This window comes from Streptomyces sp. NPDC088097 (assembly GCF_044741845.1).
Lineage (GTDB): Bacteria > Actinomycetota > Actinomycetes > Streptomycetales > Streptomycetaceae > Streptomyces.
The window spans coordinates 229,689-249,360 of record NZ_JBIUTJ010000008.1; the positions used below are offsets into that span (position 1 = coordinate 229,689).

19 protein-coding genes are annotated in these 19,672 nt (G+C 73.3%); 8 read left to right on the forward strand and 11 right to left on the reverse strand.

Annotated features, from left to right (window positions below; all coding sequences use genetic code 11):
* Nucleotides 1-23 precede the first annotated feature (23 nt).
* The 3 genes from ACIOD1_RS23460 to gdhA all read right to left on the reverse strand — a co-directional run bounded on the left by ACIOD1_RS23460 (nucleotide 24) and on the right by gdhA (nucleotide 3,837).
* Complete coding sequence (locus ACIOD1_RS23460; RefSeq protein WP_365622614.1) at nucleotides 24-830, reverse strand: alpha/beta fold hydrolase; 807 nt, start codon at nucleotides 828-830, stop codon at nucleotides 24-26.
* Nucleotides 827-2,215 carry an AMP-binding protein gene (locus ACIOD1_RS23465; protein WP_401904405.1) on the reverse strand — a complete coding sequence of 463 codons (1,389 nt, stop codon included), beginning with the start codon at nucleotides 2,213-2,215 and terminating at the stop codon, nucleotides 827-829. Before ACIOD1_RS23465 ends, ACIOD1_RS23460 begins: the two co-directional genes overlap by 4 nt.
* 248 nt (nucleotides 2,216-2,463) lie before the next feature.
* Nucleotides 2,464-3,837: an NADP-specific glutamate dehydrogenase gene (gdhA, locus tag ACIOD1_RS23470; protein WP_365622618.1), complete on the reverse strand. Its 1,374-nt coding sequence runs from the start codon at nucleotides 3,835-3,837 to the stop codon at nucleotides 2,464-2,466.
* 205 nt (nucleotides 3,838-4,042) lie between these two features.
* On the opposite strand from gdhA, the gene ACIOD1_RS23475 reads away from it, so the two are divergent.
* Entirely contained in the window at nucleotides 4,043-4,537 is a 495-nt protein-coding gene (locus ACIOD1_RS23475) for a DUF1772 domain-containing protein (protein ID WP_365622620.1), read from the forward strand.
* Between the two features lie 21 nt (nucleotides 4,538-4,558).
* Here the strand turns inward: ACIOD1_RS23475 and ACIOD1_RS23480 are convergent, their stop codons facing one another.
* Nucleotides 4,559-5,116, reverse strand: coding sequence for a DUF1772 domain-containing protein (locus tag ACIOD1_RS23480; protein WP_365622622.1), 558 nt, complete (start codon nucleotides 5,114-5,116; stop codon nucleotides 4,559-4,561).
* A 167-nt stretch (nucleotides 5,117-5,283) separates the two neighbouring features.
* Here ACIOD1_RS23480 and ACIOD1_RS23485 point away from each other — a divergent pair, with 167 nt between their 5' ends.
* Nucleotides 5,284-5,757, forward strand: a complete 474-nt coding sequence (locus ACIOD1_RS23485) for a GNAT family N-acetyltransferase (protein ID WP_365622624.1) — start codon at nucleotides 5,284-5,286, stop codon at nucleotides 5,755-5,757.
* A 67-nt stretch (nucleotides 5,758-5,824) separates the two neighbouring features.
* Here the strand turns inward: ACIOD1_RS23485 and ACIOD1_RS23490 are convergent, their stop codons facing one another.
* From ACIOD1_RS23490 to ACIOD1_RS23500, 3 genes are all read right to left on the reverse strand, one after another.
* Nucleotides 5,825-6,802, reverse strand: coding sequence for an AraC family transcriptional regulator (locus ACIOD1_RS23490; RefSeq protein ID WP_365622626.1), 978 nt, complete (start codon nucleotides 6,800-6,802; stop codon nucleotides 5,825-5,827).
* 69 nt (nucleotides 6,803-6,871) lie between these two features.
* Nucleotides 6,872-7,720, reverse strand: a complete 849-nt coding sequence (locus tag ACIOD1_RS23495; protein WP_365622628.1) for an NAD(P)H-binding protein — start codon at nucleotides 7,718-7,720, stop codon at nucleotides 6,872-6,874.
* Between the two features lie 67 nt (nucleotides 7,721-7,787).
* Complete coding sequence (locus tag ACIOD1_RS23500) at nucleotides 7,788-7,991, reverse strand: DUF4287 domain-containing protein (RefSeq protein ID WP_365622630.1); 204 nt, start codon at nucleotides 7,989-7,991, stop codon at nucleotides 7,788-7,790.
* Between the two features lie 212 nt (nucleotides 7,992-8,203).
* Here ACIOD1_RS23500 and ACIOD1_RS23505 point away from each other — a divergent pair, with 212 nt between their 5' ends.
* Both ACIOD1_RS23505 and ACIOD1_RS23510 read left to right on the forward strand, forming a co-directional pair.
* Entirely contained in the window at nucleotides 8,204-8,707 is a 504-nt protein-coding gene (locus ACIOD1_RS23505; protein ID WP_365622632.1) for an FBP domain-containing protein, read from the forward strand.
* Nucleotides 8,708-8,790: 83 nt separating this feature from the next.
* The gene (locus ACIOD1_RS23510) at nucleotides 8,791-9,336 is read left to right on the forward strand and encodes a flavoprotein (protein WP_365622634.1); all 546 of its coding nucleotides are present in this window, start codon (nucleotides 8,791-8,793) and stop codon (nucleotides 9,334-9,336) included.
* Nucleotides 9,337-9,426: 90 nt separating this feature from the next.
* On the opposite strand, the gene ACIOD1_RS23515 is transcribed toward ACIOD1_RS23510, so the two are convergent.
* From ACIOD1_RS23515 to ACIOD1_RS23530, 4 genes are all read right to left on the reverse strand, one after another.
* Complete coding sequence (locus tag ACIOD1_RS23515) at nucleotides 9,427-9,933, reverse strand: DinB family protein (RefSeq protein ID WP_365622636.1); 507 nt, start codon at nucleotides 9,931-9,933, stop codon at nucleotides 9,427-9,429.
* 42 nt (nucleotides 9,934-9,975) lie between these two features.
* Nucleotides 9,976-11,163 (reverse strand): epoxide hydrolase family protein, encoded by a 1,188-nt coding sequence (locus ACIOD1_RS23520; protein ID WP_401904411.1) that lies wholly within the window; start codon nucleotides 11,161-11,163, stop codon nucleotides 9,976-9,978.
* Nucleotides 11,164-11,556: 393 nt separating this feature from the next.
* A complete protein-coding gene (locus tag ACIOD1_RS23525) occupies nucleotides 11,557-12,867 on the reverse strand; it encodes a cation:proton antiporter (protein ID WP_401904412.1) in 1,311 nt (436 codons plus the stop codon).
* Between the two features lie 13 nt (nucleotides 12,868-12,880).
* Nucleotides 12,881-13,648 (reverse strand): TetR/AcrR family transcriptional regulator, encoded by a 768-nt coding sequence (locus ACIOD1_RS23530; RefSeq protein WP_365622642.1) that lies wholly within the window; start codon nucleotides 13,646-13,648, stop codon nucleotides 12,881-12,883.
* Between the two features lie 87 nt (nucleotides 13,649-13,735).
* On the opposite strand from ACIOD1_RS23530, the gene ACIOD1_RS23535 reads away from it, so the two are divergent.
* From ACIOD1_RS23535 to tap, 4 genes are all read left to right on the forward strand, one after another.
* Nucleotides 13,736-14,911 carry an FAD-dependent monooxygenase gene (locus ACIOD1_RS23535; protein ID WP_365622644.1) on the forward strand — a complete coding sequence of 392 codons (1,176 nt, stop codon included), beginning with the start codon at nucleotides 13,736-13,738 and terminating at the stop codon, nucleotides 14,909-14,911.
* Between the two features lie 171 nt (nucleotides 14,912-15,082).
* Complete coding sequence (locus tag ACIOD1_RS23540; protein WP_401904415.1) at nucleotides 15,083-16,348, forward strand: ParA family protein; 1,266 nt, start codon at nucleotides 15,083-15,085, stop codon at nucleotides 16,346-16,348.
* A complete protein-coding gene (locus ACIOD1_RS23545) occupies nucleotides 16,345-17,283 on the forward strand; it encodes a ParB/RepB/Spo0J family partition protein (RefSeq protein WP_401904418.1) in 939 nt (312 codons plus the stop codon). The genes ACIOD1_RS23540 and ACIOD1_RS23545 overlap by 4 nt, the downstream gene beginning before the upstream one ends.
* A gap of 128 nt (nucleotides 17,284-17,411) precedes the next feature.
* On the forward strand, nucleotides 17,412-19,670 hold the full coding sequence (gene tap / locus ACIOD1_RS23550) for a telomere-associated protein Tap (protein ID WP_401904440.1): 2,259 nt from the start codon (nucleotides 17,412-17,414) through the stop codon (nucleotides 19,668-19,670).
* The last annotated feature ends 2 nt before the right edge of the window (nucleotides 19,671-19,672 follow it).

Sequence of the window (19,672 nt, forward strand, 5' to 3'; positions counted from 1 at the left end):
GGCCGACGGCCCCACCCGTTCCCTCAGCCGCCCGCGAGGAAGCCCGCCAGGTCCTCCCTGACCGCGCGGACCACGGCTTCGTGCTGCTCCAGCAGGTAGAAGTGCCCGCCGGGCATCCCCCGGAGGGTGAACGCCGCCTCCGTCAGCTCCCGCCAGGCCCTCGTCCCGGCCTCGTCGGTCCGCGGGTCGTCGTCCCCGCAGAGCACGCTGACGGGCGCGCGCAACAGCGGCCCCGGCACGTAGCGGTGGTTCTGCAGGGCGGCGTAATCGCCCCGCAGCGACGGCAGGATCAACTCCCGGAAGCCCGGGTCCGCGAGCAGCTCGGGATCGGTCCCGGCGAGCGCGCCCACCCGGGCGATCAGGGAGTCGTCGTCCAGGGCCGGCGGCGGCCCCTCGGGCGTCAGCGGCGAGTTGCGTCCGGAGAGGATCAGCCCGCGCGGCCCCGCGCCGGCCCGCTCCCAGCGGCGCGCGAGCTCGAAGGCGAGCACCGCGCCCATGCTGTGCCCGAACAGCACCGTCGGCCTTCCCCGCCAGGGGAGGATCGCCTCCTCGATCCCGTCGAGCGTCCCCGTCAACGTGTCCGGCACGGGCTCCCCGAGCCGGTCCTGGCGCCCGGGGTACTGGAGGACGAGCACCTCGCAGTGCCCCGCGAGGTCCGCGGAGAGGCGGAGGTAGAAGGAGGCGTTGCCGCCCGCGTGCGGGAACACCACGAGGACGGGTACGTCCGGCCCCGACGCCACCCCCACGTGGAAGCGCCGGACCCAGGGACCGGGCCGGACGGCGTCGTAGGGAGCCCGGGACACGACGACGGAGTCCTGTCCGCCCCTCATCGCCGCTCCCCCGCAAATCCGTCGATGCCGTCGAGTCCGCCGACGCCGTCAAGTCCGCCGAGCAGCAGTCGCTTCTGCGGCTTGCCCATGGCGTTGCGCGGCACCGCCGTGACGAAGCGGACCTCGCGCGGGCGTTTGTGGGCGGAGAGGTGCGCGGCGACGAAGTCGGTGAGTTCCGGGCCGGTGACCCCGTCGGCGACGACGAAGGCGACGATGCGCTGTCCGAGGTCGGTGTCCGGCACTCCGATCACGGCCGCCTCGCTCACCTTGGGGTGGTCGAGCAGCGCGTTCTCGATCTCGCCCGCGCCGATCCGGTACCCGCCCGACTTGATCATGTCGATGGAGGCCCGGCCGACGATCCGGTGGACCCCGTCCTCGGGGTCCACGGCCGCGATGTCACCCGTACGGAACCACCCGTCCTCGGTGTACGCGGCGGCGGTGGCCTCGGGCCGACCCAGGTAGCCGGAGAACAAGGTGGGGCCGGTCAGCTGGAGTTCGCCGATCTCGGCGCCCGGCTCGGCCGCGATCCGGGTCCGGATGCCGGGGAGCGCAGTGCCGACCGTACCGGGGCGGACCTCGCCGCCCGCGCGCCCGCTGACGGTGATCAGGGTCTCGGTCATCCCGTAGCGCTCCACGGGCCGGTGGCCGGTGAGGCGTTCCAGGTCCCGGAAGACGGGGGCGGGCAGCGGGGCGCTGCCGGAGACCAGCAGCCGGGCCCCGGACAGGGCGGCGGCCGCGGCCGGTTCGGCGGCGATCCGGGACCACACGGTGGGCACCCCGAAGTACAGGCTGCCACCGGCCTGCGCGTAGGCGGCGGGGGTGGGGCGGCCGGTGTGCACGAGGCGGCTGCCGGTGCGCAGGGCGCCGAGGACGCCGAGGACGAGCCCGTGGACGTGGAACAGCGGCAGCCCGTGCACCAGGGTGTCGGCGGCCGTCCACTGCCAGGCTTCGGCGAGGGCGTCGAGGTCGGCGGCGATGGCCCGGCCGCTCAGGACCACGCCCTTGGGCGGGCCGGTGGTTCCGGAGGTGTACAGGATCAGCGCGGGGTCGTCCGGTCCGGCGGCGCCGCGCGGCGGGGCCTCGGCGCGCCGCGCGAAGTCGGTCTCGACGAGCACGGCGCCGGAGTCCCGCAGGATGTGCTCCCGTTCGGCGGGACCGGCATCGGGGGGCAGCGGTACGCAGGGCACCCCGGCGAGGAGTCCGCCGACGACGGCGGCCACCGTTTCCAGGGAGGCCGTCGCGGTGACGGCGAAGGCGGGGGCGCCGGCGATGTCGGCGGCCACCGCACCGGCGGCGCCCAGCAGTTGCTCGTACGAGGCGGTACGGCCGGCGACGCCGATGGCGTCCGCGCGGTCGCCGTACCTCCCGTCCAGGGCGGTCAGCACGCGGGAACTCCCTTTCAGTGGTGGAAGGCCAGGCTACGGTCACCCCGCTCGACCCCGCCCGGAGCCCCGCGCCGCCACACCCCCGGCCCCGCCCGGAGCCCCGCGCCGCCACACCCCGAGCCCGGGGGCCCGCCGCGTCGGCGGGCCCCCGGATCCCGGACCGGTCACCCGATCCCGGACCGGTCACCCGATCCCGGACCGGTCACCCGATCCCGGACCGGTCACCGGGCCCCGGACCGGTCACCCGATCAGATGACGCCCTGCGCCAGCATCGCGTCCGCCACCCGCTCGAAGCCGGCGATGTTCGCGCCCGTGACGTAGTCGCCCGGGGCCCCGTAACGCTCCGCCGTCTCGTGGGCGACGGCGTGGATCGAGCGCATGATGCCCGCCAGCTCGTCCTCGACCCTGTCCCGGTCCCAGGCGACGCGGCCCGCGTTCTGCGCCATCTCCAGCGCGCTGACGGCGACCCCGCCCGCGTTGGCGGCCTTGCCGGGGCCGAAGGCGACCCCGGCCGCCTGGAAGAGGTGGACGGCCTCCGGGGTCGTGGGCATGTTCGCGCCCTCGGAGACGGCCTTGACTCCGGACGCGATCAGGGCGCGCGCGTCGTCGGCGCCCAGTTCGTTCTGGGTGGCCGACGGGAACGCGACGTCCGCCGGGACCTCCCAGACCCGTCCGCCGGGCACGAAGCGGGCGGACGACCCGCGCCGCTGCGCGTACTCGCTGACGCGCCCGCGCTCGACCTCCTTGATCTGGCGCAGCAGCGCCAGGTCGATGCCCTTGTCGTCGATCACGTAGCCCTGGGAGTCCGAGCAGGTCAGCGGGTTCGCGCCGAGCTGCTGGAGCTTCTCGATCGTGTACAGGGCGACGTTGCCGGAGCCGGAGACCACGGCGGTGAGCCCGTCGAGGGACTCGTCGCGGACCGCCAGCATCTCGGCGGCGAACAGCACGCTGCCGTAGCCGGTGGCCTCGGGGCGGATCGCGGAGCCGCCCCAGCCCTGGCCCTTGCCGGTCAGGACGCCGGCCTCCCAGCGGTTGGTGATGCGCCGGTACTGGCCGAAGAGGTAGCCGATCTCGCGGCCCCCGACACCGATGTCGCCGGCCGGGACGTCGGTGTGCTCGCCGATGTGCCGGTAGAGCTCCGTCATGAAGGACTGGCAGAAGCGCATCACCTCGGCGTCGGACTTGCCGTGCGGGTCGAAGTCGCTGCCGCCCTTGCCGCCGCCGATGCCGAGGCCGGTCAGGGCGTTCTTGAAGATCTGCTCGAAGCCGAGGAACTTCACGACGCCGATGTCGACGGACGGGTGGAAGCGCAGGCCGCCCTTGTACGGGCCGAGCGCGCTGTTGAACTCCACCCGGTAGCCGCGGTTGACGTGGACCCGGCCGCGGTCGTCCGTCCACGGCACCCGGAAGATGATCTGCCGCTCCGGCTCCAGGAGTCGCTCGACGAGCCCCGCCTCGGCGTACTCGGGGCGGGCGTCGAACACGGGCGCCAGGGTGTCCAGCACCTCCCGTACGGCCTGGTGGAACTCGGGCTGTGCGGGGTTGCGACGCTCGATGTCCGTCCGCAGTGCGGCCAGCCTGTTCTTCGGGTCGGTCACGGTCGGGGTCCTCTCCGGTGTCATGGCGGGCGTGCGGGCCCAGCGGGGAGACTACCGCGCCTCCGGTCCGGCCAGCAGGTGACGGAAGCCCTGCTGAACGGGCCCTTCTCCCTCGTGCGTCAGAACGGATGGATGACGGGATTCCGCCCGTAGGATCGCCCAGACGTACGGCCGCTACGGACGCGCGATGCGGCGGCACGGACATCGACCGATTGCGGGGAGCCCCAGGATGGAAACGGCACGGTTCGCCTCACTGATCGCCGCGACGATCACGATGGGCCTGGTCAGCGGCCTGTTCTACGGGTTCTCGGTGGCAGTCATGCCCGGCCTGCGCGGCGCCGGCGACCGGACCGTGATCGAGGTGATGCAGCGCATCAACGTCGCGATCCTCAACGGCTGGTTCATGCTCGGCTACCTGGGCTCCCTGGTCTTCACCGGCATCGCCGTCGCCCTGCACGTGCCGGCGGACGGGCGGCACGCGCTGGGGCCCCTGATCGGGGCCTTCGTCGTCTGTGCGGCGGCGATGGCCGTCACGGGCCGGGTCAACATCCCGCTGAACAACGCCCTGGAGCAGGCGGGCCCGGCGGACCGGATCGCGGATCCGGCCGCCGTGCGCCGTGCCTTCGAAGGCCCCTGGGTCCGCGCGAACGTGTGGCGCACGCTGCTGTGCACGGTCTCGACCGGCCTGCTGGCGTGGGCCCTGGTCCTCCACGGGCGGGGCTGAGCCAGGAGGGCGGGCCTACGGCTACCCCTTCGGGGTGGCCCGGCCGTGCAGCAACAGGGCGCGGGCCAGGGCCGTGAGGGCGAGCGTGCACAGGACGGTGCGGATGATGTTGGTGGTGGTCCAGATGCCCTTGAACTCGTCCACCACCGGGAAGGCGTCGAGCCGCGTCGCGTCCCCCACGGCCGCCAGATCGTTGTTGAGCGGGATGTTGACCGCGAAGGTGATCACGAGGACCACCAGGTAGGCCACGGCGGCCGCCCCCACCCACACCGCGACCCCGCGCCGCCCCTGGCGCGCTTCGAGCACCGCCGAGGCGACGGCGGCGAGCAGCGCGAGGACGAAGACGCCTCCGAAGAGGCCGTTCCCGTCGATGGCCGCGTTGAACTGCTGCATGGCGGTGACGTACGTACGGTCGTCGGTCGCGGCCAGACCGGGCATCACCGAGACGTCGAAGGCGAAGAACAGGCCCGCCATCAGTCCGACGAGCACGGTCGAGAGGGCGAGCAGGAGGGTGGCGGCCTTGGCTGCCGCGCCACCCGGCCCGGTGGTGCCCGGCGTCATTGCCTGGTCCGAACTCATGGGATCCGTCCTCGCGTGGGCGCCGACGGGCCGTACCCGCCGCGCGCGTTGCCGATGGTGGCATTCGGCCGGGTCCGGTGCCAGGGGTTTCGGGCGGCGCGCGCCGTCGTACCTCGGCCACACATACCGGCTGGGGGCAGCCCCCGGTACCGGGTTACGCTGCCACGATGATCAGTTCTTCACTCCGTCTGGTTCCGGTCACCCCGGAGAACTTCGACGCGGTGTGCGCCGTCCAAGTCCGCCCCGACCAGGCACATCTTGTGTCCCCCGTGGTCAAGTCGCTGGCGGAGGCCTACGTCTACGGGGAGACCGCCTGGCCGCGCGCCATCCTCGACGGCGACGAGGTCGTCGGCTTCCTCATGGCCTTCGTGGACATCCTGTGGAACCCCGCCAAGGACCCGGACCTGCGCCGCTCCGGCCTGTGGCGCCTCAACATCGACGCCGCCCACCAGGCCAAGGGCTACGGTCGCTTCGCGGTCCGGGAGGTCACCGAGGAGATCCGGCGCCGCGGCGGCCGACAGGTGTACGTCACCTGGCACGCGGGCGAGGGCAGCCCCGAGCCCTTCTACCTCGGCCTGGGCTTCCGCCGCACCGACGAACTCAGCGGCGACCAGCCGGTGGGCGTACTCGACCTGGCCTGAGCCCCACCCGAGCCCCACCCCGACAGCCGTCCCGACAGCCGTCCCGCCAGGCCGTCCCGACAGCCCGTCAGAGCACCACCGTCCGGGGCGTGCACGCCGCCATCGCCGTCGGCCCGGCCCGGAACTCCTGCGGGCTCAGGCCCCGTACCCGCTTGAAGGCCGTCGACAGGGCGAAGGCGCTGCCGTAACCGACCCGGCGGGCCACACCGGCCACCGTGGCGTCCGGCTCGCGCAGCAGGTCGGCGGCGAGGGCGAGCCGCCAGCCCGTCAGGTAAGCCACTGGCGGCTCCCCGACGAGGTCGGTGAACCGGCGGGCCAGCGAGGCTCTCGACACCCCGGCCTCACGGGCGAGTTCGGCCACCGTCCAACCGTGCGCGGGGTTCTCGTGCAGCAGCCCCAGCACCACCCCCACCACCGGGTCGCTCTGGGCGCGGTGCCAGGCCGGCGCCCCCGCCCCGGGCGAGGCCAGCCAGGCCCGCAGCACGCCGATGAGCAGCAGGTCCAGCAGGCGGTCCAGTACCAGCTCCTGCCCCGGCGCGTCCCGGGCCACCTCCGAGGCCAGCAGCGAGATCAGGGTGGAGTCGGCGGGCTCCGCCGGGCGGACGAGCACCGTGGGCAGGGTGCCCAGCAGGCGCCGGCCGATCTCGCTCGGCGCCTGGTAGGTGCCGCTCAACACCACCGACGCGGCGGGCCCCGGTGCGGGGTCCCCCCAGGTCCGCAGCCCCAGCGCCATGCTCTCGGTGACGTCCGCCCCGTCCTGCGTGTTGCACCGCTGGTCCGGGCCCACCGTGATCCCCACGGGGGTGTGCGGGGAGTCGGCGAGCGTGTAGGGCACGGGCCCCCGTACGACCGCCACGTCGCCCGGCCCGACGAGCACGGGCTCGCCCTCGTCGGGCACCAGCCAGGCCGCACCGCGCACCGGGGTCATCACCGACAGCGGCGCCCGATCCTCGATCCGCAGCGCCCAGGGCGGGTTGAGGACCGACTTCTGTAGGAAGGCCCCGCGGGCCTTGGGGCCGTCGAGCAGACCGGTCAGCGTGTCCATGACCCCATCCTCCCGTGCCCGGCCTCCCCGATCTCCCGCGCTGTCCGCGCTGTCCGCGTCACCGCCTTCTCACCGATCCCAGACCCCGGTGGCGGCGGCCTCCCGAGCGAAGTCGGCGAAGTCCCTCGGCTCGCGCCCCAGGACCTCCCGTACGGCGTCGGTCAGGTGCGCGTTGCGCCCGTCGAGGATCAGCGCGAACAGTTCCGCGAAGTCCTCGGGTATCCCTTCGGCGCGCAGGACCGCCCGGTAGTCCGCGTCCGAGACCGGCACGTAGGCGATCTCGCGCCCGGTCACCTTCGACAGCTCGGCGGCCACGTCGGCGAAGCTCAGCAGGCGCGGCCCGGTCAGCTCGTGGGTCCTGCCGATGTGCCGATCGTCGGTGAGCGCCTCCACCACCACGTCGGCGATGTCATCGGCGTCGATGAACGGTTCGACCGCGTCGGCGGTCGGCAGGGCGATCTCCCCGGCCCGTACGGGATCCAGGAAGAAGCTCTCGTCGAAGTTCTGGTTGAACCAACTGGCCCGGACGATCGTCCAGTCGGCCCCGGACGCCTTCAGGCTCTCCTCGGCCCGCTGCGCCACCTCCTCGCCGCGCCCCGACAGCAGGACCAGCCGGCGCGCGCCCGCCGCCACCGCCGCCCCGGCGAAGGCGCCGATCTGCTCGACGGCGCCGGGGAAGGCGAGGTCGGGGTAGTAGGTCACGTACACCCGGTCGACGCCCTCCAGCGCCGGCCCCCAGGTGGCGGGCACGTTCCAGTCGAAGGCCGGGTCCCCGGTCCGCGAACCGACCCGCACGGCCCGACCGCGCGCCGACAGGCGCTCCGCGACCCGCCGTCCCGTCTTCCCGTTGCCTCCGGTCACCAGGATGATCGGCTCGTTCTTGTTCTTGTTCTCGTTCTTGTTCTCGTTCTTCGTCATGCGCTCAGTCAAGCCCGGTTCGTCGAGACGGAACATCGCCGAAGCGCTCATCCCCATACGCGAGCGTCTACTTCTCCGCGAGGGTGTGGGCGACGAGGGCGTTCGCGTGGCCGTGACCGAGCCCGTGCTCGGCCTTGAGCCAGGCGACCAGCGGCATGTGCGCGGTCAGGGGAGAGGAACGGATGAGGTCCTTCCATTCCGCGACGGGCCGGCCGTACTTCTTCTCGATCGAGGGGAAGTAGCTCGCGGGGCCCTTCACCGGTGCGCTCATGTCGTGTTCCTCCGTCTGCGGTGTCATCTCTCGGAAGGAAGACCGCCGCCGGAGGCGGATCTCATCGCCCCTCCGGAAGAAATCTCAGATGATCTCGCGACGACGTGGACCGCACGCGCAATCCCGCACGACCCCCTCTCCCGGTGCCCGGCCGGGTCCCCCGGACAAACAGGGGTGCGGACCGACCGGAAGGCGCATTAGGGTCGACTCCCGTGGAACCGCTCACTGAGAAACAGATCCGCTCGTCCTTCGTGAACTGCACCAAGGGGGAGGCCGCACGCCTGCGCCTGCCGCTCGACTTCGCGGCGACGCCCTGGCCCGACCTCGACTTCCTGGGCTGGGTGGATCCCGGCGCGCCGCTGCGCGCCCACCTCGTCGTGCCCCGGGACGAGGGCCCGCTCGGGATCTCCCTGCGCGTGCCCGCCGTGGGCCGCACCAGCGCCGTGAAGTCCAGCCTCTGCCAGATCTGCCTGACCGGTCACGCCTCCTCCGGCGTCACCCTGCTCGCCGCGCCCCTGGCCGGAACCCGGGGCCGCGAGGGCAACACGGTGGGCACGTACATCTGCGCCGACCTCGCCTGTTCCCTCTACGTCCGGGGCAAGCGCCGGGCGAAGCTGCGCGCCGGCCAGCAGGAGGAATCGCTGACCCTGGACGAGCGGCAGGCGCGCCTGTGGGGAAACCTGGACGCCTTCACGGCCAGGATCGCCGCGGGCTGAGCGACCCTGACCCGAGCGACCGGGGATCGGGACGGGATCGCCTTGATCATGATCAATCCCGTTGAATGTGATCACATGACGGTATGACGAGGAATCTCTACCTGCTCTGCTCCGCCGCCCCGCCCGTCTTCGACGTGGCCCATGTGATCGAGGACGCCCAGGCCCGCGGCTGGAACGTGTGCCTGGGCCTGACCCCGACAGCGGCGCAGTGGGTGTCCCCGAGCCTCGACGGACTCGCCGCCCTCACCGGAAATCCGGTGCGCTGGCAGTACAAGCTCCCCGGCGAACCCGACGTGTGGCCGGCCGCGGACGCCCTGCTGTTCGCCCCCGCCACCTTCAACTCGGTCAACTCCTGGGCACTTGGCCTCACCGACCGGTTCGTCGTCGGCGTCGCCGCCGAGGCCCTCGGCAAGGGCGTCCCCGTCGTCGCCATGCCCTGCGTCAACGCCGCCCTCGCCGCGCACCCGCAGTTCGAGCAGTCCCTCACCGTCCTGCGGGGAGCGGGCGCCGAGCTGCTCTACGGCGAGGGCGGCTTCGTCCCCGGCCCGGCCGGCCCCGACGCCCCCGCGCACTTCCCCTGGCCGGTCGCACTGGACGCCGTGGACCGCGCGGGCACGGCCCGGACCTGACGGACGGACGGACCGGACCTGGCCTCACCGACCCGCCGCGCGTGCACGGCGGTCAGGGCGTGCGGGACGCGCGCCCGCGCCCCGGGCCGCTTACTCCCCGGTGGCCCCGTCTATCGCCTCGCGCAGCAGGTCCGCGTGCCCGTTGTGCCGGGCGTACTCCTCGATCATGTGCGCCAGGACGTAGCGCAGGGCGTACGGCTCCTCCCCGAAGTGCCCGAGCACGTCCAGGGACGCGGCGGCGTCCACGACCGCCCGCGACCGCGCGCAGGTGTCCTCCCAGATCGCGAAGGACTCGGCCGGGTCCGCGCCGTCCACGTGGAACTCGGTCCACTCCCCGGCCTCGTTCCTCGGGAAGTAGCCGCGTACGTCCTCGCCCCCCATGACGTTGCGGAACCAGCCGCGCTCCACCTCGGCCAGGTGCCGGACCAGTCCCAGCAGGCTCAGCCCGGAGGGTGCGACGGCCCTGCGCCGTAGTTGCTCGTCCGTCAGGCCCGCGCACTTCTTCATCAGGGTGTCGCGCTGCCACTGGAGCATTTCCGTGAGGGTGGCGCGCTCGTCGCCGGTGCGGACGGGCGGGGTGCGCTGTATGTCGTTCATCCGGCGATGATCACAGTCCCGCACCGACACCTCCCCTCCATTTCACATGCTGGCCCGGTCGCCGCCCCGCGCGCGGAAGAACGCCCGGACGTCCCCCACCAGCAGCTCGGGCACCTCCATCGCCGGGAAGTGCCCTCCCCGGTCGTACGAGGTCCAGCGCACGATCGCGTCGGTGCGTGCGGCGATGTGCCGCAGCGGGATGAAGTTGTCCTGGGGGAAGTCGGCGAGGGCGGTCGGGGTGGTCGACACCTCGGGCGGCTGCCCCTGGTAGTCGGCGTGCGCGCGCTCGTAGTAGATGCGGGCGGCCGAACCGGCCGTTCCCGTCAGCCAGTACAGCATCACGTTGGTCAGCAGCTGATCCCGGTCGACGGGACAGCGCGGATCGCTCCACTCGGCGAACTTCTCCCCGATCCAGGCCAACAGCCCGACCGGCGAGTCGTTCAGCGCGTAGGCGAGGGTCTGCGGCCGGGTCGCCTGGATGTCGGCGTAGCCCTGCCGTTCGCGCGCCCACACCCGGTAGCGCTCCCAGGAGGCGAGCGTTCGCTCCCGCTCCCCCGGTTCCAACGCCGCCAGTTCGACCTCCGTCGGCTCGGCCGTGGCCCCCGCCCCGGGCAGCAGGTTCAGGTGCACCCCGAGCACCCGCTCGGGCCGGATCAGGCCCAGCTCCCGGGAGACGGCCGCGCCCCAGTCCCCGCCCTGGACCCCGTACGCGTCGTACCCGAGCCGCTCCATCAGCGTCGCGAAGGCCCGGGCGACCCGTTTGAACTCCCAGCCCGTCTCGACGGTCGGCCCGGACAGCGTGAAGCCGGGGATGCTCGGCAGTACCAGGTGGAACGCGTCGGCGGGATCCCCGCCGTGCGCGCGGGGGTCGGTGAGCGGGCCGGCGACCTGCTGGAACTCGACGAGGGACCCCGGCCAACCGTGGGTCATCAGCAGCGGCACCGCGTCCGGCTCGGGCGAGCGCAGGTGCGCGAAGTGCACGCGGGCCCCGTCGATGACGGTGGTGAACTGCGGCCACTCGTTGAGCCGGGCCTCGGCGGCCGGCCAGTCGTACTCCTCCAGCCAGTACCGTACGAGCTCGCGCAGCTCCCCCAGCGGCATCCCGTACGCCCGTCCCACCCCGGGCAGTTCGTCGGGCCAGCGGGTCCGCCGCAGCCGGGCGGCGAGATCGTCGAGTTCCCCGGCCGCCGTCTCCAGCCGGAAGGGGCGCACCGCGTCAGGATCGTCCATCGCCCCACCATGCCACCCCGCCGACCCCCCGCCCCGCCCGGACCCCGCCGCGACCGTTAACGGCGTTAACGCCGTTAACGCCGACCGTGCCCGCGCCCGCGCCCGCGCCCGCGCCCGACCATTAACGCCGTTAACGCCGGCCCCTCATCCCCGCCGCGACCGTTAACGCCGTTAACGCCGGCTCAACGGAGCGCCCGACGCCCCCTCGACCATTAACGCCGTTAACGCCGGAGCCGCACCCAACCCCCGACCATTAACGCCGTTAACGCCGTTAACGCCATCGCACCGGCCTGCCGCACCGCGGCACCCCGCACCGCGGCCCCCACCCCCGACCGTTAACGCCGTTAACGCCGTTAACGCCGAGCCCTCCCCCACCCCCGACCGTTAACGGCGTTAACGCCGCCCGAGGTCCTCCGCCCCCATCGTCGCGCCCGGGCGGGCCTCGCCCCGTCGCCGCAACACCCGTACGACCGGCCCCGTCACCCCGGTCGTCACCAGGGCCATCAGCACCAGTGCCGTGAACAGCTCGACGCCGATCAGCCCGAGCCCGAGCCCCACGTTCAGCACCACCAGCTCCGTCACCCCCCGGCAGTTCATCAGGGCCCCCAACAGCACGGCCTCCCGCCGGTCGCGCCCCGACAGCAGCGCCCCCACCGTCGCCCCGCCCCCCTTCGAGGCGACGGCGACCACGAGGATCGCTCCCGCCCACAACCAGCCGGACCCCGACAGCGTCCCCACGTCGGTTCGCAGCCCGCTGCCGACGAAGAAGAGCGGCAGCAGCACCGGCACCGCGAACTCCCGCATCCGTTCCCCGGCCCGCTCCACCGCCTCCACCCCCCTCGGCACCACCGCTCCGAAGACGAACGCCCCGAACAGCGCGTGCACCCCCAGCCCGTCGGTCGCCCAAGCCGCCAGGCAGGTCCCCCCGAACAGCCCCACCAGTACGGGGCCCGGCGCCCGGTCGTCGCGCCCGGGCGGCCGTCGGCGTGCCGCCCGGGCCAGCAGCGGCCGCACCCCCCACCACATCACCGCCACGAACACCGCCGCCAGCGCGGCCCGCCCCGCCCCGCCGAGTGCCCCACCGCCCCCGGCCACGGCGACGGCCACCGCCAACAGGCTCCAGGCGGCCACGTCCACCACCGCCGCGCAGGCCAGGGCGAGGGCCCCCACCGGGGAGCCGTGGAGGCCCTCCTCCGTCAGGATCCGGGCCAGGACCGGAAAGGCGGTCACGCTCAGCGCGACCGCCACGAACAGGACGAACTCCGCCCGGCCCACACCCTCGGGCGCGAACGTCCCGTACATCCCGAGGGCCAGCAACCCACCGCACGCCAGCGGCAGCCACACGCCGGCCTGGCTCACCACCAGGACCGTCCGCCCGAGCCCGCGCAGCAGCCCGAGTTCGAGCTCCAGCCCGACCAGGAACATGAAGAGGATCAGGCCGAGGTCCCCCAGGGTCCCCAGTCTCGGCAGCACGTCCCCCGGCAGGAGCCACGCCTGTCCCTCGGGCCACGCCCGCCCCAGGGCCGAGGGGCCGAGCAGGATCCCGACGCCGATCTCCCCGACCACCGCCGGTTGTCCGAGCGCGCGCATCAGCGCCCCGCCGGCCGCGCAGGCCAGCACCACCACCGCCACGGCGACCAACACCCCACCCACCACGGCCCGTGCCTGCCCCGCCCGTCCCGTGCCGGAAACGGGCGCGAGCACACGCCGCCCTACTTCAGGAGGTCGCCCGCCGCTCCACGAGCAGCCCGAGGCCGTCCAGGATCCGCTCCAGTCCGAAGTCCAGGGCCTGGTCCTGCCCCCCGGCCGCCACGACCGAGGCCAGCGCGGCCCCGAGCGCCGGGAACTCCGCACCGCGCATCCGCATCACCGTGTCCAGCACCGCGCCCAACTCCGCGTCCGGCCGGGGCTCGCCGCCCGCCCCCGTGCCCGCCCCCGTGGCTTCCGCCGTGGCCCGCTCCTGCTCGGCGATCCCCCGGACGTGCCCGGTCAGCAGCACCACCGCGTCCATCGCCTCGGCGCCGCTCAGCCCGCACCCCTCCAGCGCGGCGAGGGCCCGCTCCATCCAGCCGACCTCCCGCGGCCCCACCGCCCGTACCCCCACCGTGGCCCCCAGCATCCAGGGGTGCGCCCGGAAGCCGGCGTAGAGCTCACGCGCCCACGCCCCGAGCCGCTCCCGCCAACCGCCCCCGGCCGCCGCGAGGGCGGCGTCCAGCCCCGCGCCCGGGTCCGGCATCGCGGCCTCCACCATCAGCGCGACCAACTCCGCCTTGCCCGGGACGTACCGGTAGAGGGCCATCTTGGTGACCGCCAGCTCCCCCGCCACCCGTTGCATGGACACCCCGGCCAGGCCCTCCGCGTCGGCGAGCGCGACGCCCGCCTCGGCGATGCCCGCCAGGGTCAGGGCCCGCTTGGGTCCCCGCGCGGGCACGATCGGCGGCCCCCACAGCAACCGGACCGCCGCGCCCCACTGTTCGTCCGCCATAGCCGCCCCTTGCGCTCGCACCAAAACTGCGTCTACCGTACACAAAGCAAAACAGTATCCAGCGGACACAGTTTCTTGGGGGAAGTCATGACCACCACCGTCCTCATCTCCGGCGCCGGCATCGCCGGACCCGCCCTCGCCCACCTCCTCGGCCGGCACGGCCTGCGCCCCACCGTCGTCGAACTGACCCCCGCCCTGCGCCCCGGCGGCCAGGCCGTCGACTTCCGCGGCGAGACCCACTTCGGCGTACTGGAGCGCATGGGGGTCCTCGACGCGCTGCGCCGCGTACAGACCGGCGGCAGCCCGATGACCTTCGTCGACACCCGGGGCCGCACCCGCCTCCACCTCCCCGCCGAGTTCGCCGGCGGCGACCTGGAGGTCCTCCGGGGCGACCTCTCCCGGGTGCTCTACGAGGCCTCCCTGCCCGCCGCCGAGTACCTCTTCGGCGACTGCGTCACCGGCCTCACCGAAACCCCGGACGGCGTGCACGTGGCCTTCCGGAACTCCACGCCCCGCACCTTCGACCTCGTCATCGGGGCCGACGGCCTGCACTCCCACGTCCGCCGCCTCGCCTTCGGCCCCGAGCGGCGCTACGTCACCCATCTCGGCTACTACGCCGCCACCTGGACCCTGCCCGCCGAGGGCCTGGACCTTCCCCCCGGCTCCGTGGGCCTCAACACCCCCGGCCGGCTCGCCTCCGTAGGCGCCTCCCGCACCGATCCCACCCGGGCGGGCGCCTTCTTCGTCTTCGCCTCCCCCGAGCTGACCTACGACCGGCACGACCAGCAGGCGCAGAAGGCCCTCGTCAAAAAGGCGTTCGGCGGACTCCCCTGGCGGGTCCGTCACCTCCTCGACTCCCTCGACGACGCCGAGGACCTCTACTTCGACTCGATCAGCCGGGCCGACGTCGACTCCTGGTCCACCCCCACCGGCCGGATCGGCCTCGTCGGCGACGCCGCCTGTGGGGCCACCATCGGCGGGATGGGCACCGGCACGGGGATCGTCGCCGCGTACGTCCTGGCGAACGAACTGGCCCGCTCCCCCCACGATCCCCGGGCCGCCCTCATCCGCTACGAGTCCCTCGTCCGCCCCTACGCCGAGGGCTGCCAGAAGGGCGGCGACCGCACGGGCCCCTTCCTCGCCCCCGGGACGTCCTTTGGTCTGCGGGCCCGCAACACCCTGCTCAGTCGCCGCCGCTGCCTGGACTGGATGCTGAAGGAGGGCCAGAAGGTCAGCTCCCTCGCCCTCCCCGTCTACGCCTGAGAGCGTTAACGCCGTTAACGGTGTTAACGCCGTTAACGCCCCCACGCCCCGGGCCGGCTGACGGTGCATGGGCAACATCCGGCCCACCCTCCCCTTCGAACTCCACCAATCCGTTAGCAAAATCGAGCGTGGCGACCACATCCGGCGCAGAACGTTAGTAAAGTCCCTCTCATGACTTCGCCCTTGTCCCCGAGCGACCGCGAGAAGGTCGTCTCCAAGCTCCCCCCGTGGCTCCGCCAGGAGTTGAAGATCCGCACCGCCCAACTGCGGACCGACATCCAGGACGCCGTCCACCAGGGCATCACGCACTGGAACGCGCTGGCCGCCTCCCCCTCCCCCGTCGACACCGCCGGCGCCGAGTCCTTCTCGACCTGGCTGCCCGCCGGCCAGTGGGAGTCCTTCCGCGCCGGGGCCAAGGACCGCGGGGTCTCCCTCACCCAGGGTCTCGCCCAAGCGGTGCGCCTCTGGCTGGAGATGAACCCGGCCCCCACCGTCCGGCGACCCTCGGTCGTGCGCCGCATCGTCGTGTGCAACCAGAAGGGCGGAGTCGGCAAGACCGCCATCACCGCCGGTACCGCCGAGGCCCTCGCCGAGGACCCCGCGTCCCTGCACCCCGTACGCATCGCCCGCCAGCTCGCCCGCGCCGCCGCCGCCTCCGGCGAGGAGCAGGACCAATCGCACCAGCCTTCGAGCCCGCTGGACCTCGAAGACCTGCCGGGCCTGGGCATGCGCGTCCTGCTCGTCGACTTCGACCCGCAGGGCCACCTCACCAAGCAGCTCGGCCGGCAGCCGCTCCCGATCGGCGGCGACAGCCTCACCTGCCACATGGCCGGCGAGGCCAAGGGCCCCCTCTCCGAGCTGATCGTCCCCATCCCGGACGAGCGCTTCGGCGACCGGCTGCACATCCTCCCCGCCTGTACGGACGCCTTCCTCCTGGACGTCCGCCTGTCCACGGTCCGCGCCCGCGAGGCCGCCCTCGAACGCGCCCTCTCCCCCGTCGAGTCCGACTACGACGTGATCCTGATCGACTGCCCTCCCAGCCTCGGCCTCAGCATGGACGCCGCCATCTACTACGGCCGCCGCCGCGACGCCGAACAGCCCGGGGCCTCCGGCGCCCTGATCGTCGTACAGGCCGAGGACTCCTCCGCCGACGCGTACGACCTGCTCACCTCGCAGATCAACGACCTGCGCGACGACCTCAGCCTCGACATCGACTACCTCGGCCTCGTCGTGAACCTCTACGACGGCCGCCGCGGCTACATCGCGACCTCCTCCCTCCAAGCCTGGATGGACATAAAGGATCCGCGCGTCGTGGCGATCGTTCCCGACCTCAAGGAACAGCGCGAGGCGGTCCGTGTGAAGCAGCCGCTGTTCGTCTACGCACCCAAGGGCGACCAGGCCGTGGCCCTGCGCGCCCTCGCAAGGGAGATCTCATGAGCAAGGCCGACAAACTCGGAGTCTCCGCTTCCTTCGCCCGGGCCCAGCCCGTCGGCATCAGCTCCCGCCGCGCGGCCATCGCCGAGGCCACGGGCGCCCCCACCTCCGGGATGGTCCCGCCTTCCGAAGTCCCCATCGAAGCCCTCGCGCACAACCCGTTCAACCTCCGCGAGGACCTCACCGAGCTCGACGAGCTGGCCCAGTCCCTCGTCTCCCGCGGCCAGCTCCAGCCCCTCGCCGTCGCCACCCGCATGGCCTTCATGGAGGCCCACCCGGGCCGGACCGACGGCCTCGGCCGCGCTCCGTACGTGGTCATCGACGGCAACCGGCGCCTCGCCGCCGCCCACCTCGCCGGTCTCAAGACCATCCAGATCCATGTGAACGACGCCCTCTCCGCGTCGGCGGCGGACATCCTCGAATCGGCCCTCATCGCCAACGTCCACCGGGTCGACGTCGCCCCCATGGACCAGGCGCGCGCCCTCCAGGAACTCGTCGACGTCCACGGATCCCAGGCCCAGGTCGCCAAGCGGCTCGGCAAGACCCCCGCCTGGGTGTCCCAGCGCCTGACGCTCCTCAACCTGACCCCCACCCTCCAGGGGAAGGTGGAGACGGGCGAGCTGAAGGTGGAACCCGCCCGCCGGATCGGTCGCCTCCCCCAGGAGGCCCAGGCCGCGGCGGCCGACGAGTCGCTCACCACGGCCAACCCCCCGCGCCAGCGCACCCGGCCCGTTAACGCCGTTAACGCCGTTAACACCCCGCCCCCCGCTCCGGCCCCCGCTCCGGCCCCCGTCCCGGCTCCCGTCCCGGCTCCCGCACCGGCGCACCGCATCACGATCGCCGCCGACTCCCCGGAGACGATCGCGGACGCCCTCACCGCCTACCTCACCCCGGACGACCTCAAGGCCGTCACCGAACTCCTGATCACCCGCATCTGAAGCCCGACCCGCCGCGCTCAGCGTTAACGGCGTTAACGCCGTTAACGGTCCGCGTGTGTTCCATGTGTGTTCGACCGTGCGTTCCACATAGGCTGCACCTGTAGGTACGGACGAGCGAGATGAACGAGATGAACGAGCAGACCGCCCTCTTCGCCGCAGTCGACGCCCTCCTCGAAGAGGCGGCCGCCCAGGACGGGCTCCCCGACCCGGACGAACGCAAGCGCCTGCGCGAGGCCGCCGGACTCAGTCAGGACCAGATCGCCAAGGCCCTTTCCGTCCGCCGCGAAACGGTCACCTCGTGGGAGACGGGCCGCACGGCCCCCCGCGCTCCCAAGCGCGCGGCCTACGCCCGCCTCTTGGAGGGCCTCGCCTCCCTCCACCCCACCACCCCACCCCCCGTTAACGCCGTTAACGCCGTTGACGCCGTTAACGCCCCCACCCCCGAACCCACCCCCGAACCCACGCCCCCCGACACAGGAACCGGGTCAGGGCCGAAGGCAGAACCGTCGCCCCCGGCCACCACCACCCCGGCAACCGTTAACGCCGTTAACGCCGTTAACGGCGTTCATACCGACGCCGCCCTCGACATCGCCGCCGCCCCCGCGGCCCCGACCCCCCGACCCACCCACGGCGTCGGCACCGTTAACGCCGTTAACGCCGTTAACGCCCCAGCCCCCACCCGCCCCCCCGCCCCCCGCCGCGCACCGGCCACCCCCCTGGAAGGGAACGGCCCCCTCGCCGTCCTCGACGGCGCCGGCCACGCCCACGCCGCCGGTGGCCTCCTCCTGCCCTGCCCCGACGCCGACCTCCCCGCCCTGATCGCCTGGGCCCTCGGTCCCGAGGCCGACCTCCGCGCCCCCCGCCTCCACCGCAAGGGCAAGGACGGCGATCCCCTCCTCGTCCTCACCGCACCCGCCGCGGAGCGCCTCGGTCTCCCCCTCGACCTCGAAGACCGCCGCACGCTGCGCCTCCCGGACTCCCACCCGGTCGTCAAGCAGCTCACCAAGGCCAAGTGGCAGCTGACCCGCCGCGGCTTCGGCCCCTGGGCCCGCGTCTACCGTCCGGCCTCCCCCACCACCGGCCGCCAGTGCGTCCAGCTCGCCGTCCTCCCCTGGAACGCCCTCGACGGCCGCGCCTGGGGCGAGGACACCGGCGACCTCCCGGCGCCCGAACTCGCCGAGGTGCTCACCACCTACGCCGCCCGCGTCCTCACTCCCCGGGGTTCGACCGCGGTGACGGGTCTCGAACTGATGACGGCCCTACGCCCGCCCACCCGCGCGGCCCGCAACCCGCAGACCGGCGCCTGGGAGTCCGCCCCGCTCGCCGGCTCCCTCACCCGCCCCGTCGACCCGGCACCCCCGGAAGCCCCCGACGAGCACCCGGTGGTCGCCGCGCTCTACCCGCGCTCCCACCAGCGCACCCCGGACGAGGTCCTCGACGAGGAGGCCTACGACTGGATCCGCGACCCCGAACTCCTCACCGACGCCGAGTGCGCCCGTGCCCACGCCGTCGGCATCGACGTGAACATGGCCTTCGCCGCCGCAGCGAACCGCCTCGTGGTCGGCCTCGGCCCGGCCGTCCACGCCGCCGATCCCCGCTTCGACCCCCAACTCCCCGGCTGCTGGCTCGCGGACCTCTCCGGCCTCACCCTGGACCCCCGCCTGCCCAGCCCCTTCACCCCGCACGGCAAGCCCCCCACCGGCCCGGCCTGGTACGCGACCCCGACGCTCGCCTACGCCCGGGAACTCGGCCACGAGGTGCGCCCGACCGAGGCCTGGATCCGCCCGGAACACGGCCCGTACCTGGACGCCTGGTACACCCGGCTGCGCGACGCCTACCTGGCGACCATGGCCGATCTCGGCGTCACCTCCTCCCTCACGGAGGCCGAGTTCCTCCGGGCCATGACGACGCACAAGGACGGCAACCCGCTGCCCACGGCGGTCCTCTCGGCGATCAAGGCCACCGTCAAGGGCGGCATCGGCAAGCTCCGCGAACGCCCCCAGGGAGCGGCCTACCGCCCGGGCGAGTCCTGGCCCGCCCTCGAACGCCCCACCTGGCGCCCCGACATCCGGGCCGCCGTCATCTCGACGGCCCGGGTCAACATGCACCGCAAGATGCTCAAGATCGCGAACGCCACCGGCCTGCACCCGATCGCGGTGCTCTCCGACTGCGCCGTCTACCTCTCCGACGGTCCCGGCCCCCTCGACTTCCTCCCCCGCACCCCCGAGGACAAGCCGCTCCCCGGCGGCTTCCGCCTCGGCGTCAGCCCCGGCATGGTCAAGCACGAGGGCACCCAACCCCTCCTCTGGGCCGTTCAGATGCTCGACGAAGGCCTCAACCCCGCCCGGCACATCAAGGGCCACGACGCAGCTGCAGACGGCGAGTAACG